General features: G+C 59.2%; 14 protein-coding genes. 9 read left to right on the forward strand and 5 right to left on the reverse strand.

What is annotated here, in order from left to right:
* The first annotated feature begins 125 nt into the window (after positions 1–125).
* Genes ABNF92_RS08275 through ABNF92_RS08300 form a run of 6 tightly spaced genes read left to right on the forward strand, consistent with a single transcriptional unit; the run spans position 126 to position 4,639 of the window.
* Positions 126–1,274: a homoserine O-acetyltransferase gene (locus tag ABNF92_RS08275; RefSeq protein ID WP_069184765.1), complete on the forward strand. Its 1,149-nt coding sequence runs from the start codon at positions 126–128 to the stop codon at positions 1,272–1,274.
* On the forward strand, positions 1,271–1,870 hold the full coding sequence (gene metW, locus ABNF92_RS08280; RefSeq protein ID WP_069184764.1) for a methionine biosynthesis protein MetW: 600 nt from the start codon (positions 1,271–1,273) through the stop codon (positions 1,868–1,870). The genes ABNF92_RS08275 and metW overlap by 4 nt, the downstream gene beginning before the upstream one ends.
* 2 nt (positions 1,871–1,872) lie before the next feature.
* Entirely contained in the window at positions 1,873–2,328 is a 456-nt protein-coding gene (locus tag ABNF92_RS08285; protein WP_349343879.1) for a DUF4426 domain-containing protein, read from the forward strand.
* A gap of 6 nt (positions 2,329–2,334) precedes the next feature.
* Positions 2,335–2,934 (forward strand): RdgB/HAM1 family non-canonical purine NTP pyrophosphatase, encoded by a 600-nt coding sequence (rdgB, locus tag ABNF92_RS08290; protein WP_291910114.1) that lies wholly within the window; start codon positions 2,335–2,337, stop codon positions 2,932–2,934.
* A 5-nt stretch (positions 2,935–2,939) separates the two neighbouring features.
* Complete coding sequence (hemW, locus tag ABNF92_RS08295; RefSeq protein WP_349343880.1) at positions 2,940–4,106, forward strand: radical SAM family heme chaperone HemW; 1,167 nt, start codon at positions 2,940–2,942, stop codon at positions 4,104–4,106.
* Positions 4,106–4,639 (forward strand): hypothetical protein, encoded by a 534-nt coding sequence (locus tag ABNF92_RS08300; RefSeq protein ID WP_349343881.1) that lies wholly within the window; start codon positions 4,106–4,108, stop codon positions 4,637–4,639. Before hemW ends, ABNF92_RS08300 begins: the two co-directional genes overlap by 1 nt.
* A 17-nt stretch (positions 4,640–4,656) precedes the next feature.
* Here the strand turns inward: ABNF92_RS08300 and trmB are convergent, their stop codons facing one another.
* The 3 genes from trmB to ABNF92_RS08315 all read right to left on the reverse strand — a co-directional run bounded on the left by trmB (position 4,657) and on the right by ABNF92_RS08315 (position 7,310).
* Positions 4,657–5,388, reverse strand: coding sequence for a tRNA (guanosine(46)-N7)-methyltransferase TrmB (trmB, locus tag ABNF92_RS08305; protein ID WP_153634878.1), 732 nt, complete (start codon positions 5,386–5,388; stop codon positions 4,657–4,659).
* A gap of 71 nt (positions 5,389–5,459) precedes the next feature.
* Entirely contained in the window at positions 5,460–6,992 is a 1,533-nt protein-coding gene (locus tag ABNF92_RS08310; RefSeq protein WP_349343882.1) for a YifB family Mg chelatase-like AAA ATPase, read from the reverse strand.
* A 63-nt stretch (positions 6,993–7,055) separates the two neighbouring features.
* Complete coding sequence (locus tag ABNF92_RS08315) at positions 7,056–7,310, reverse strand: accessory factor UbiK family protein (protein ID WP_069184757.1); 255 nt, start codon at positions 7,308–7,310, stop codon at positions 7,056–7,058.
* Between the two features lie 381 nt (positions 7,311–7,691).
* Between ABNF92_RS08315 and glnK the strand changes: the two genes are divergently transcribed.
* Together glnK and ABNF92_RS08325 are read left to right on the forward strand one after the other, a co-directional pair.
* The gene (glnK, locus tag ABNF92_RS08320) at positions 7,692–8,030 is read left to right on the forward strand and encodes a P-II family nitrogen regulator (RefSeq protein WP_008173268.1); all 339 of its coding nucleotides are present in this window, start codon (positions 7,692–7,694) and stop codon (positions 8,028–8,030) included.
* Positions 8,031–8,104: 74 nt separating this feature from the next.
* Positions 8,105–9,388, forward strand: a complete 1,284-nt coding sequence (locus ABNF92_RS08325; RefSeq protein WP_349343883.1) for an ammonium transporter — start codon at positions 8,105–8,107, stop codon at positions 9,386–9,388.
* Between the two features lie 66 nt (positions 9,389–9,454).
* On the opposite strand, the gene speE is transcribed toward ABNF92_RS08325, so the two are convergent.
* Positions 9,455–10,336, reverse strand: coding sequence for a polyamine aminopropyltransferase (gene speE, locus ABNF92_RS08330; RefSeq protein WP_349343884.1), 882 nt, complete (start codon positions 10,334–10,336; stop codon positions 9,455–9,457).
* 178 nt (positions 10,337–10,514) lie between these two features.
* On the opposite strand from speE, the gene speA reads away from it, so the two are divergent.
* Entirely contained in the window at positions 10,515–12,425 is a 1,911-nt protein-coding gene (gene speA / locus ABNF92_RS08335; protein ID WP_349343885.1) for a biosynthetic arginine decarboxylase, read from the forward strand.
* 6 nt (positions 12,426–12,431) lie between these two features.
* Here speA and ABNF92_RS08340 read toward each other — a convergent pair whose 3' ends face one another.
* Positions 12,432–13,469, reverse strand: coding sequence for an AraC family transcriptional regulator (locus ABNF92_RS08340; protein WP_349343886.1), 1,038 nt, complete (start codon positions 13,467–13,469; stop codon positions 12,432–12,434).
* Positions 13,470–13,530 lie beyond the last annotated feature (61 nt).

The following is a 13,530-nucleotide window of genomic DNA, read 5'->3' on the forward strand; positions in this document are numbered from 1 at the left end:
CCCGCGATAGCAACTATTCAGGCGGTTGCAGCCATCACGCCCCAGCTTTAAACTGCTGGGCTGGCGATGGCTTTGCCATTGCGTTTCCAGACACTTACGGATCGAACCAGGAACCAATCGCGCCGATGCCTGATACCCTGCCTGCGGATTCTGTCGGGATTGTCACCCCGCAGACCTATCATTTCGACGCTCCCATCGATCTGGCCTGTGGTCAGACCCTGGAAAACTACGACCTGGTCGTGGAAACCTACGGCACCCTGAATGCCGATGCCAGCAACGCCGTTCTTATCTGCCATGCCTTGAGTGGCCACCATCATGCCGCCGGCTATCATTCCGCTGACGACCGGAAACCGGGCTGGTGGGACAGTTGCATTGGCCCAGGCAAACCGATCGATACCGACCGTTTTTTCGTTGTCAGCCTGAACAATCTGGGCGGCTGTCACGGCAGCACAGGGCCAAACAGTATCAACCCGGAAACCGGAAAACCCTTCGGCCCGGAGTTTCCGGTCATCACCGTGGGCGACTGGGTCAAGAGCCAGGCATTGCTGGCCGACCGGCTTGGTATTCAATGCTGGGCGGCGGTTGTTGGCGGCTCCCTCGGCGGCATGCAGGCCCTGCAGTGGAGCCTGGATTATCCCGACCGGCTGAGGCACGCCGTGGTGATTGCCTCCACGCCCAGACTCACGGCGCAGAATATTGCGTTCAATGAGGTGGCACGCCAGGCCATCACCACCGACCGGGAGTTTCACGACGGTCGCTACTACGACTTTGAGACTGTTCCAAGGCGTGGCCTGATGCTGGCTCGAATGGTGGGGCACATCACCTACCTGTCAGATGCCTCCATGGGCGAAAAATTTGGCCGCGAACTACGTGACCAGGCCTACAAGTTTGGTTACGACGCGGAATTTCAGGTAGAAAGCTACCTTCGTTACCAGGGCGAGCGGTTTTCAGAGTCTTTCGATGCCAATACCTATCTGCTGATGACCCGGGCGCTGGATTATTTTGACCCGGCCTACGAGTTTGGCGGTGATCTTTCGAAAGCACTGTCGGCAGCCAGTTGTGAATACCTGGTGTTGTCGTTCAGCACCGACTGGCGTTTCACACCCGCCCGCTCCGAGGAAATGGTCAACGCCATGATAGCCGCCCGCCGGAAGGTCAGCTACGCCGAGGTGGATGCTCCCTGGGGCCATGACGCGTTCCTGATTCCGACCCCGAGGTACACTGACATATTCAACGCCTACATGGACCGGGTTGCACGGGAGGTCGGCGCATGAGACCGGATCTCGAAATCATCCAGCAATGGGTTCAGCCGGGTCATCACGTCCTGGACCTGGGCTGCGGCGACGGCACCCTCCTCGACTTCCTCCAGAGGGAGCGCGGGGCCAGTGGCTTCGGCCTGGAAATCAACCCGGACCACATCACCACCTGTATGGGCCGGGGAGTGGCGGTCATCGAACAGAATCTGGACACTCAGGGGCTGGGCAACTTTGACGATGGCAGTTTCGATGTTGTTCTGATGACCCAGGCGCTCCAGGCGGTGCGGCGCCCCGACAAGGTGCTGGATGAGATGCTCCGGGTTGGCAAAGAAGGCATCGTTACCTTCCCGAACTTTGCCCACTGGCGGCTGCGTTGGGGACTGACTTTGAGCGGACGTATGCCCGAATCCGAAGCACTGCCGTATAAATGGTACAACACGCCCAACATAAGGCTGTGCACTTTCAAGGATTTTGAGGCCCTGTGCCGGCAGAAAGGCATCAGAATCAAAAGCCGGAGGGTGGTCGACGGCCAGCACCAGAACAGCTGGCTGGCGCGGCTGTGGCCGAATTTGTTGGGTGAAATCGCCATTTACCGAATCACACGGGAGACATAGCGATGATTGCGAAAACCTTCTCCACGTTCCGTAACCTTCTGGGAATTGCTCTGATTGGCCTGTTCAGCCTGCAGGCACAGGCTGGCTCGAAAGATTTCGGGGAGTACACGGTGCTCTGGAGTGTTCTTCCCAGCACGTTCCTCGCCCCTGAAGTTGCCAAGGCGAACAATCTCCAACGCAGCAAGGGCATCGGAATCGTCAATATTTCTATCATGGAGGAAAACGAGGACGGATCCATGTCCCCGGTCAGTGGCCAGGTGGAAGGCAAGGTCACCAATGATGTCCAGCAGGTTCGTTTCCTGGCGTTCCGCCGCATCCAGGAAGGCGACTCTGTGTACTTTATCGCCGAGTACCAGTACTCCTCCGGTGAGCTGATGACCTTCAATGTCACGGCCCGTCCGACTGGAAACCAGCAGGACCTGGCGGTGCGGTTTGCTCACACACTGTTCAGCGATTAATGCTATATGACCAACAGACTTGTCATCGCCAGCAATAACAAAGGGAAAATCGCCGAATTGACGGAGCTGCTGTCGCCTCTGGGCATGACGCCAGTTGCCCAGGGCGACCTGGGTGTCGACGAAACCGAGGAGCCGGCGGTTACCTTTGTTGAAAACGCCATCCTCAAGGCCCGCCACGCCGCTCGGGAAACCGGCCTTCCGGCCCTGGCAGACGACAGCGGCTTGGCTGTGGATGCTCTGGGAGGCCGTCCCGGGGTGCGTTCCGCCCGCTTTGCCGGCGCGGATGCGACCGATCAGGACAACGTAAACGCCCTGCTGGACGCCATGGCCGACGTGCCAGACGACCAGAGGAACGCCCAGTTTCATTGCGTACTGGTATACCTGCGTCACGCCGATGACCCCACGCCCATCATCTGCCATGGCCGCTGGCCGGGCTCGATCCTCAGATCACCCCGAGGCAGCGGCGGCTTTGGTTATGACCCGGTGTTCCTCGCACCGGAGCACGGCTGCAGTGCAGCCGAACTGTCCCGATCCGAGAAAAGCAGCATCAGCCACCGCGGACGAGCCCTGACGATTCTGCTGGATCAGCTCAAGGCCGAGGCCTGAGACAGTTGAGCAATACCAACCCTGGGGAAGATCAGCAGCCAACTGCGGTCAGGCCGCCCCTGAGCCTTTATATCCACGTGCCGTGGTGCGTGCGAAAGTGCCCCTACTGCGATTTCAATTCCCATGCCTTTACCGGGACCATACCCGAGTCTGCCTATCTGGAGGCCCTGCTCGAAGATCTCGACCAGGATCTGGCTTTTGCAGCCGAGCGACCGATAGAAACCGTGTTCATTGGCGGTGGCACCCCGTCCCTGATGAGCGGCGAATTCTACGACCGCCTGTTCCGGGAACTACGGGCAAGACTTACCTTCAAGGCGGATGCCGAAATCACCCTGGAAGCCAACCCGGGCACGCTTGAAGCCGGCCGCTTCGAAGCTTTTCGAGAAGCGGGGATAAACCGTCTCTCCATCGGAGTCCAGAGCTTCAACCCCGACCATCTCAGAAACCTCGGGCGCATTCACGACACCGATGCCGCCCATCGGGCGATAGACGCGGCACGCCGGGCCGGCTTCGACAATTTCAACATCGACCTGATGCATGGTCTGCCGGGACAGACCCCGGAGCAGGCCCTGGACGATATCCAGACTGCTCTGCAGTATGAACCACCCCACCTGTCCTGGTACCAGTTGACCCTGGAACCCAATACCGAGTTTTACAGCCGGCCTCCGGACCTGCCAGACGACGACCACCTGTGGGACATCTATCGCCAGGGGGCTGAGCTGCTGCACAAACGGGGATACCAGGATTACGAAGTCTCGGCCTGGAGCCTTCGCGGAAGAGCCTCTCGCCATAATCTGAATTACTGGACCTTCGGGGACTATCTGGCCCTGGGGGCCGGCGCCCATGGCAAGATAAGCCTCGCCGACGGCAGTATCCGGCGATACTGGAAGACACGCCAGCCGGACGCCTATCTGAACCGGATCGGCAGCCGCACTGCCGGCACCGATCTCATCGCCAGGGAAGATCTGCCTCTGGAATTCATGATGAATGCCCTGAGGCTGAAAGAAGGAGTGGATGAAAGCCTTTTTTCCGGGCGAACGGGTTTACCGCTGAGCATAGTTGGGGTAAAACTTGAACAACTGCGAAATGAAAAGCTGCTGGTAAGCGATCGGCTGCAGGCTACGGACCTGGGCCAGCGATATCTGAACAGCCTGCTGGAGCGTTTTCTCTGATGGAGCCTGCACACGGAGTGGCCGCCTATCCCAAAAGCCTGAAAGCCAGCCTGCTTGTGGCCGCGGTGCTGCTTTTTGCCTTGCTTATGGTCAACCAGCCACTTCAGACTGCCTCGGCGCCCCAGGGCATCGTCAGCTACCAGCTCGCCGGCACCGCTGATCAGGCCCACGCGATTTTTCGCAGCTGGGGAGGCGAAGGGGTTGCCTGGGCGAAAGTTTCACTGTGGCTGGACTTCGTGTTTATCCCCGCCTACATGCTGGCCCTGATCCATCTTACCCGGCATTTCACTCGAGATCGTCCGGGAGTCAGGGAGCGGATGGTTGCAAGATGGATAAGAGCCCTGTTCGTTACCGCCGGCCTCAGCGATGGCACAGAAAACATTCTGTTGCTGAACAACTTCAATCCACCCACTGACGAACTGAGCCTGTCCGCAACCCTGTGCGCGTTGATCAAGTTTACAGCGTTGACGCTCGGCATTGCCGGTCTGGTCATTATCCGGGCGGCCCGGCGCCATCCACTGGCGCATCACTGATCCCTGTTCGCCGGCAATCAGTTCGTCCGGTAGAACAGCAAGTCCCAGACACCGTGGCCCAGGGTTTCACCCCGCTTTTCAAACTTGGTAATGGGACGGTCGTCGGGGCGAGGCGAATAGCCGCCGGACTCCTGAGTATTGGCAAAGCCCTCGGACTCATTCATTACCTCAAGCATGTGCTCGGCGTAGTTTTCCCAATCAGTCGCCAGGTGCAGGATGCCACCGACCCTTAGCTTGTGACGGACCCGCTGGACGAACTCGTGCTGGATCAGTCGACGCTTGTGATGCTTTTTCTTGTGCCAGGGGTCCGGGAAGAACACCATCACGCGATCAAGACAGGCGTCCGGCAGGCAAAGATCAATGACATCGTTGGCATCGATACTGTATATCCGGACATTTTCAAGGCCCCGATCCTCGATCTCCTTGAGCAGTGCGCCGACACCGGGCTGATGAACTTCAACCCCGATAAAATCCTGCTCGGGGGCCGCTTCGGCCATCTCTGCCAGGGACCGACCCATGCCAAAACCGATTTCCAGGTTAAGCATGTTGTCCCGGCCAAAAACCTCACGAGGGTCGATCATTCCGTTCTCACGGGTCAGGCCGTACTTCGGCCAGCTCCGCTCAAACGCCTTTTTCTGGCCTTCCGTCATGCGGCCCTGGCGCAAAACGAAGCTACGCACACCGCGACGGGTTGTGACCGGGGAATCGGCGGAATCTTTGGGATCTTGCGGTTCTTTCTGGTCTGTCATCTACAATCCTTAACCGCAGGCAGCGGGTCTGTTTAACGGTATTTGCCAACAGTTTACCAGAGTGTCGTCGCTCAGGCGGATATCACCGAGTTGCGACCCTGCTGTCGGTCCAGCTGCCGGTAACCCAGCGCTTCAACCAGATGACTCTGGCCTAGCTCTTCACAGCCCTCCAGATCCGCAAGCGTTCTGGCAACCCGCAATATGCGGTGCAACGCCCGGGCAGAGAGGCCCAGCTTTTCCATCGCACCGGTGAGCAGTCGTTCACCGGTGCCATCGAGTCGGCATGCGGACTGCAGATCACGCCCGGACAGTGCGGCATTCAGGCAACCCCGCTCTGCTTGCCGGGCCCTCGCAGCCAACACACGCTCCCGGACGGTGACGCTGGTTTCGCCATCGCCACCCTGCCGCATCAGTATGTCCCCACCCTGCACAGGCACTTCAACGTGGAGATCGAACCTGTCCAGGAGCGGCCCGGAGATTTTCGACCGGTACCGCGCGACCTGTTGTGGCGTACACTGACACTCAATGGTGGGATGACCGCTATAGCCACAGGGACAAGGATTCATTGCACCCACCACCTGAAAACGGGCCGGAAAATTCACCTGCCGCGCCGCGCGACTGATCGAAATCTCGCCGGTTTCCATCGGTTCCCGCAACACCTCGAGCACCCGACGCTCGAATTCTGGCAACTCGTCGAGAAACAGTACGCCCCGATGCGCGAGGGAGATTTCACCAGGCCTGGGGCTGCTTCCACCGCCCACCAGAGCGACGGCCGATGCGGTGTGGTGAGGTGATCGGAACGGCGGCTCCCGCCAGCCCCCGGAACGAATCGGAAGCCCGGCCACCGAATGGACGCTGGCCACTTCCATGGCCGCTGCATCCTCCAGCCCCGGAAGAATGCCGGGCAACCGACTGGCGAGCATACTCTTGCCGGTTCCCGGTGGACCGAAGAACAGAAGATTGTGGTTGCCAGCCGCAGCGACCTCCAGAGCCCTTCGGGGTACCCGCTGGCCACGCACATCCGACAGATCCGGCACCTCACCCTGAGTGGCCGGCGCCTGTTCCAGCGAGGATCGCGGCACTGGCACCAGGCGGGCGCGGCCACTCAAATGCTCGCACACCGCCAGCAGGTGGCCGGCCGCCAGAACGTCACCCTGGCTGGCCAGGGCCGCCTCCTCGGCATTGCCATGCGGAACCAGCAAACTCCGCTGATCTTGCCGGGCCGCCAGCACAGCCGGCAATACACCCTTGAGCGGCCTCAATGCACCATCAAGGGACAATTCGCCCAGAAATTCACAATCGGAAAGACTCTCCACCGGGATCTGTCCCGAGGCTGCCAGAATGCCCAGAGCGATGGGCAAATCGAACCGACCTCCCTCCTTGGGAAGATCGGCAGGCGCAAGATTAATGGTGATTCTGCGGGCAGGAAACTCGAAGCCGGCGTTCAGGAGAGCGCTCCGAACGCGCTCCTTGCTTTCTCGGACACCGGTTTCCGGCAGGCCCACGATCGAGAGCGCCGGCAGACCGCCGGAAAGATGGACCTCGACGGTAACGGCCGGCGCTGACACGCCAATTGAGGCGCGGGAATGAACGATAGCAAGCATGACAACCTTCCATGGTAATGAGCGGAACTGCTGGCCCGGCGTCCTGCCGGGCGTGTCCGTGGTTTACTGTTTTGGCAGGGAATTTTCCAGTTCGGCCACCCGCTTCTCGAGCGCGTCCACCTTTTCACGGGTCTTCAGCAAGACGGCCTGCTGGGCATCGAATTCCTCTCGTGTCACCAGCTCAAGGCGGGACAGTACGGCCATCACAGTCGCCCGGGCCTGGGTTTCAAAATCTTCCCGTGCAGCGCGGGCCATGTCGGGTACGAACTGGCCAAACTGGCCCTGCAGCTGAGCAAAAATATCCTGTGGACCTTTCACACATCACCTCACGAATCACTGAAATGTCCGGCTTCGACTAAAAGACAGGGCCTGTTGCCGGTCTGCGGGAGTGTATCACATCGCAGCCCCTGCCATACTGTAGGTTGCGGACCCTATAATGGGGGCTGCCCGGCCAGAGAGCCCGCTCCAATTTGGCTCACTGGTCAGCTGCCCGCTCTATTTTGGTGCACAAGTTTGCGCCATTCTGGTACGCGGATATCATATATAATTGTTTTTATTGTAATTTTTTGCGTTGGCATACCCGATGCTAAAGCTCTCGTACGCAATCCGCACAATTGGTGTGCGAGGTGGCAGCATCCCGAACTCAACAATCGGCCGACGGGCCCTCACTGTTGGGACGGCTTTACCAAGGAGAAAGCAATGAAACTTGTGACAGCGATCATCAAGCCTTTCAAGTTGGATGATGTCCGTGAGGCACTATCCGAGATTGGCGTACAAGGCGTAACCGTCACTGAAGTCAAAGGCTTCGGTCGGCAAAAAGGCCACACAGAACTCTATCGTGGCGCGGAATATGTAGTGGACTTCCTGCCCAAAGTGAAGGTGGAAGTTGCCATTGGCGACAACCTGCTGGACCAGGTCATCGAGTCCATCACCAAGGCAGCCAACACCGGCAAGATCGGCGACGGCAAGATCTTTGTGACTGAACTGGCTCAAGCCATCCGGATCCGGACTGGCGAAACCGGCGAAGAAGCGGTCTGAACCAGCTCTGAAAATTCGAACAGCCAACGCAAAAAATTTTTATAACCTGAAAAGCCTCGTGCGGAGGGCTTCATATGGAAAGCAATCTAAATCACATTTTTGAACTCCAGTATGCGCTGGATACCTTTTACTTCCTGATTTGCGGTGCTCTGGTCATGTGGATGGCCGCTGGCTTTGCCATGCTGGAAGCCGGCCTGGTGCGTGCCAAGAACACCACCGAAATCCTGACCAAGAACGTGGCCCTGTTTGCGGTCGCCTGTACCATGTACCTGATCGTTGGTTACGACATCATGTACGACGGTGGTATCTTCCTGAGCGGCGTCACAACTGTGGCCGAGATGGACGACGCAGCCATTGCCGGTGTCATTGCAGCCTCTACCGAAGCTGGTTTCAGCGACATGGGTGAGTACAGCGGCGCTTCCGACTTCTTCTTCCAGGTTGTCTTCGTTGCGACTGCCATGTCCATCGTTTCCGGTGCCGTGGCCGAGCGCATGAAGCTCTGGGCCTTCCTGGCTTTTGCCGTCGTTATGTGTGGTTTCATCTACCCGATGCAGGGTTCCTGGACCTGGAACGGCGACGCAGTATTCGGCATGTACGAGCTGAGCTACAGTGACTACGCCGGTTCCGGTATCGTTCACATGGCCGGTGCAGCAGCAGCCCTCGCTGGCGTACTCCTCCTGGGTGCCCGTAAAGGCAAGTACGGCGCCAAAGGCGAAATCCGCGCCTTCCCGGGTGCCAACCTGCCCCTGGCAACGCTTGGTACCTTCATCCTGTGGATGGGCTGGTTCGGCTTTAACGGCGGCTCTACCCTGAAGCTGGGTGGCATCGGTGTTGCCAATGAAGTGGCCAACGTGTTCCTGAACACCAACGCGGCTGCAGCCGGTGGCCTGATTGCTGCCCTGATCGTAGCTCGCCTGATGTTCGGCAAGGCCGATCTGACCATGGCTCTGAACGGCGCCCTGGCTGGCCTGGTTGCCGTCACTGCCGAGCCGGCGGACCCGTCTCCCCTGCTCGCCACCATCATTGGCGCCATCGGCGGCACCCTGGTTGTGTTCTCCATCGTGACCATGGACAAGCTGCGCATTGACGATCCGGTCGGTGCCATCTCTGTGCACGGCGTGGTTGGTATCTGGGGTATCTTCGCGGTTCTCCTGTCCGACGCAGACGCTACCTTCATGGGTCAGCTGGTCGGCATGCTCACCATCTTCGTCTGGGTATTCGTTACCAGCCTGATCGTCTGGAGCATCCTGAAAGCCGTCATGGGCATTCGGGTCAGCGAAGAAGACGAGTACGAAGGTGTGGATCTGTCCGAGTGCGGCATGGAAGCCTATCCGGAGTTTGTCAGCGGCAAGCAGTAAACCCTGACACGAAGCACGAAAAAAGGGGCGCCATCTGGCGCCCCTTTTTTTGTTTGCAGACCTTACTCAGGCTTCTTGCGGTCGAACCTCATCTTCCAGTGCGTCCACCATGAACTGAGGCATTGCCAACGCACCCCGATGCACGCCGGCATTGTAATAGCGGGTGACGAATGGCCGATTGTTGGCATCTTCCTCACGGAAGTATTTGACCGGGTTCTCCTTGCTGGCCATGGTGCAACTCCACCAGCCGGTCGGATAGACCGGCTGCGGGAATGGCAAGGTCTGCACGTGCTCGAATCCCGCTTTTCGCATGTCCTCGTGAATGCCTTTGATGATGCTGTGGGTGTGCAGCAGCGGTGATTCACTCTGCTGGACAATGATGCCACCTTCACGCAGCGCCAGCATGGCATCGCGGTAGAAATCCAGGGCAAACAGGCCTTCGGCGGGACCGACCGGGTCGGTGCTGTCGATGATGATCAGGTCGACACTGTTCGGCTCAATGTCCCGCATCCACTGGATGCCATCCCCGAAGAAGAAATTGGCGCGCGGATCACTGTTCGCTTCGCACAGCTCCGGGAAATACTTCTCTGACATACGGGTGACGCGCTCGTCGATTTCCACCTGCCAGGCTTCTTCGACGCCCGGATGTTTGAGCACCTCTTTCAGGGTGCCGCAGTCACCGCCGCCGACAATGACCACCTTTCTGGGATCCCGATGAGTGAACAGGGCCGGATGGGTCATCATCTCGTGATACAGGAAATTATCGCGGGTGGTCAGCATCACGCAGCCATCCAGAACCATCAGGTTACCGAAGGTCTCGGTCTCGTAGATTTCCAGTTTCTGGAACGGTGTCTGCTCCTCATGCAGCTTCCTTTTCACCTGCAGGGAAAACGCCGTCCCCTGGTCCTGGAATACCTCGGTAAACCAGCCGTCGTTGAGTGCTGTCATGTCTTGCCTCCCGCTGTGGGCCATGGGCTGAATTGAAAGGGTGTATTGTAGGGGTGCCCCCTCGTGAGCTAAAGCGATAATCGCGGTGAATGGCCAGGTTTTTTCCGCACCGGGTGCTTTTAGCCCGGAGTGGGAATCCATACAATGGCGGCCAGTGTTTCCTGACAGGATAGCAAGCATGAACGAAGCCAGCGCCACCCCGGCCCACAAGGTCTACAACATTGCCCACTGGAGCGATGGCTACATCGGTGTCAATGATCAGGGCGAGGTATTGATCCGCCCGGATCGCGGCCACAGCGACGCCCGAATCAACCTGCCGGAGTTGACCCGGGCTCTCACCGACTCCGGCGTTCAACTGCCGGTGCTGGTTCGCTTCGTTGATATCCTGCACGACCGGGTCAACAAACTGTGCAATGCCTTTAACAAGGTCGCAGGAGAGCACGCCTACCAGGGACGCTACACGGCGGTTTATCCGATCAAGGTTAACCAGCAGCGACGCGTGGTCGAGGAACTGCTGGCCACCGAGCCGGCCGCCACGAAAGGCCAGATCGGCCTCGAAGCGGGCAGCAAACCGGAGCTGATGGCGGTGCTGGCGATGTCACAGCAACCAGGATCGGTGATCGTCTGCAACGGCTACAAGGATCGGGAGTATATTCGCCTGGCCCTGATTGGCCAGACCCTGGGCCACCGGGTGTTCATCGTCGTTGAGAAAAAGTCGGAACTGCCACTGATCCTGGAGGAAGCGGAGCGCCTCGGCGTATCGCCGCTGATCGGGGTGCGCGCGCGACTTGCGACCATCGGCAAAGGCAACTGGCAGAACACGGGTGGTGAGAAGTCCAAATTCGGCCTGTCTGCCAGCCAGGTGCTGGATGTCGTCAACACACTGCGTGACGCAGGAGCGCTCCATACCCTGCAGTTGCTGCATTTCCACCTTGGCTCCCAGATCGCCAATATCCGGGATATCCAGACCGGGCTCAGGGAATGCGCCCGCTTTTACAGCGAGTTGCGTCAGATGGGCGCCCCCGTGGACACCGTGGATATCGGCGGTGGCCTGGGCGTAGACTACGAGGGCACTCGCTCCCGCAGCAGCTGCTCCATGAACTACAGCGTGTACGAGTACGCCTACAATGTCGTGCACGTACTCCAGGCCGAATGCGATCGCCATGGCATTCCCCATCCGGACCTGATCAGCGAATCCGGGCGCGCCCTGACCGCCCACCATTCGGTGCTGGTGACCAACGTGATTGACCGCGAAGCGCCGGAAAACCGGTCGCCGGAGCAGCCGGACGATGCGGCGTCGGCACCATTGCACGACCTCTGGCGCGACCTTGAAAGCCTGCAGGATGCCAACACCCCGCGCTCGCTGGCAGAGATCTACCATGACGTGCTGCACGCCATGGCCGATGTTCATGCCCAGTTTGCCCACGGGGTGCTCTCGCTGCAGGAACGGGCCGATGCCGAAACGCTATACACCCGCTGTTGCCGACTGCTGCGGGATCAACTGGACAGCAGCAATCGCGCCCACCGGGAAATCATCGACGAGCTCAACGAGAAACTGGCGGAGAAGCTGTTCGTGAACTTCTCCCTGTTCCAGTCACTGCCCGACGTCTGGGGCATCGACCAGATCTTCCCGGTTATGCCGATCAATGGCCTCGACCGCCCCCTGAACCGACGGGCAGTCATCCAGGACATCACCTGCGATTCTGACGGACGCATCGACCGATACGTGGATGGCCAGGGCACCGAGACCACCCTGCCCCTGCCCGAGGAAAAGGCCGGTGAGCCGCTGCTTATGGGCTTTTTCATGACCGGCGCCTATCAGGAGATTCTAGGCGACATGCACAACCTGTTTGGCGACACCCATTCTGTGGATGTGCGCCTGACGGCAGATAGTGGCTACCAGATCAGCGATCCCATCGACGGCGATACCGTGGCCAAGGTATTGCGCTATGTGAACTTCGAGCCGGATACGTTGATGGATGCCTATCGAAGCAAGTTCGCCACCTCTGGCATGGCACCAGAGACCCAGTCAGCACTGATGACAGAGCTCGCCGCCGGTCTGGATGGCTACACCTATCTGGAAGAATAACCAGAGTCAGAGTTTCTGGCGTCCCCGACGCCAGGCGCTCGGGGCAACGCCCTCCCACTTGCGAAAGGCCCGGCCAAAGTTGGAGGGATCACTGTAGCCGAGAGCCTCGGCAATCTCGTCGATCGTCAACTCATTACGCCGCAGCAGGTCCAGGGCACGGCGATGTCGGAGCGAGTCCTGCAGCTGTTGGAACCGAACCCCTTCGGCTGCCAGCTGCCGGCGCAGCGTCCTTGTGGACATCTTCAGGTGCTCGGCCACTTCCTCCAGCGCCGGTAAACGCTGGCTCCGCCCGGTTTCGAGAAGGCGTATTACCCGGTCCGAGACCGACGTAGCGCCCTCTATGAACCGCATTTCCTCTTCACACTGGGCCTCGGCAATCCGACGGGTCACCGGGTTCGAAAGAGACATGGGCGAATCAAGAAAAACCCGCTTGAACCGAAGCTGATTCACGCCGCTGGCGAAGGAGATCTGACTACCGAACAGTTGGCGATAGACGGCTGCATTTTCAGGCTCCGGGAAATCCAGAAGGCAGCGCCCGCCATCCAGAAGCCGGTGTCCGAACAGCAAAAGATTTACGTCCATCAACGACGCCATCACCACATCAACATTGAACCGGTACAGGTCTTCGATGCTGTGGGCAAGATCCAGCTGTATCACCGCCTCGCGGCCCTCCACGAAGAAAGACAGCTTCATGTAAACAAAACGGATCTGGAAATATTTGATCAACACCGTCAGCGCCTGCTCGAGGGTGTCGCAACTGATGGCGGCCTGGGCAAGGGAGCCGTGGGTGGTGAATTTCAGTCGTTTGCCGTATTCAAGCCCGAGGGCCGGATCGCGGCTTTGGACCAGACTTTCACGACACAGGGCGCTGAACTGATCAACGGTAATGAAATTCTCCGGGTGACCAAGCATGGAAGGCCGGATTCCGGAGGCCGCCAATAACCGGGACCGTTGCAGCCCACGGTCCTCCGCCAACTGGCAGAGAATGTCCGCATAGTGAGCCCGGATAACGGGCAGGTTTCCGGTAATGCCGGGTGCATTCATGGGAGATGGTCTTCCGGTATCGGTGTCTTGTCCAGACTAGACCGCCCTACGGGTTCCGGCA

Source organism: Marinobacter sp. MMG032 (assembly GCF_040112695.1).
In the GTDB taxonomy this organism is placed as follows: domain Bacteria; phylum Pseudomonadota; class Gammaproteobacteria; order Pseudomonadales; family Oleiphilaceae; genus Marinobacter; species Marinobacter salsuginis.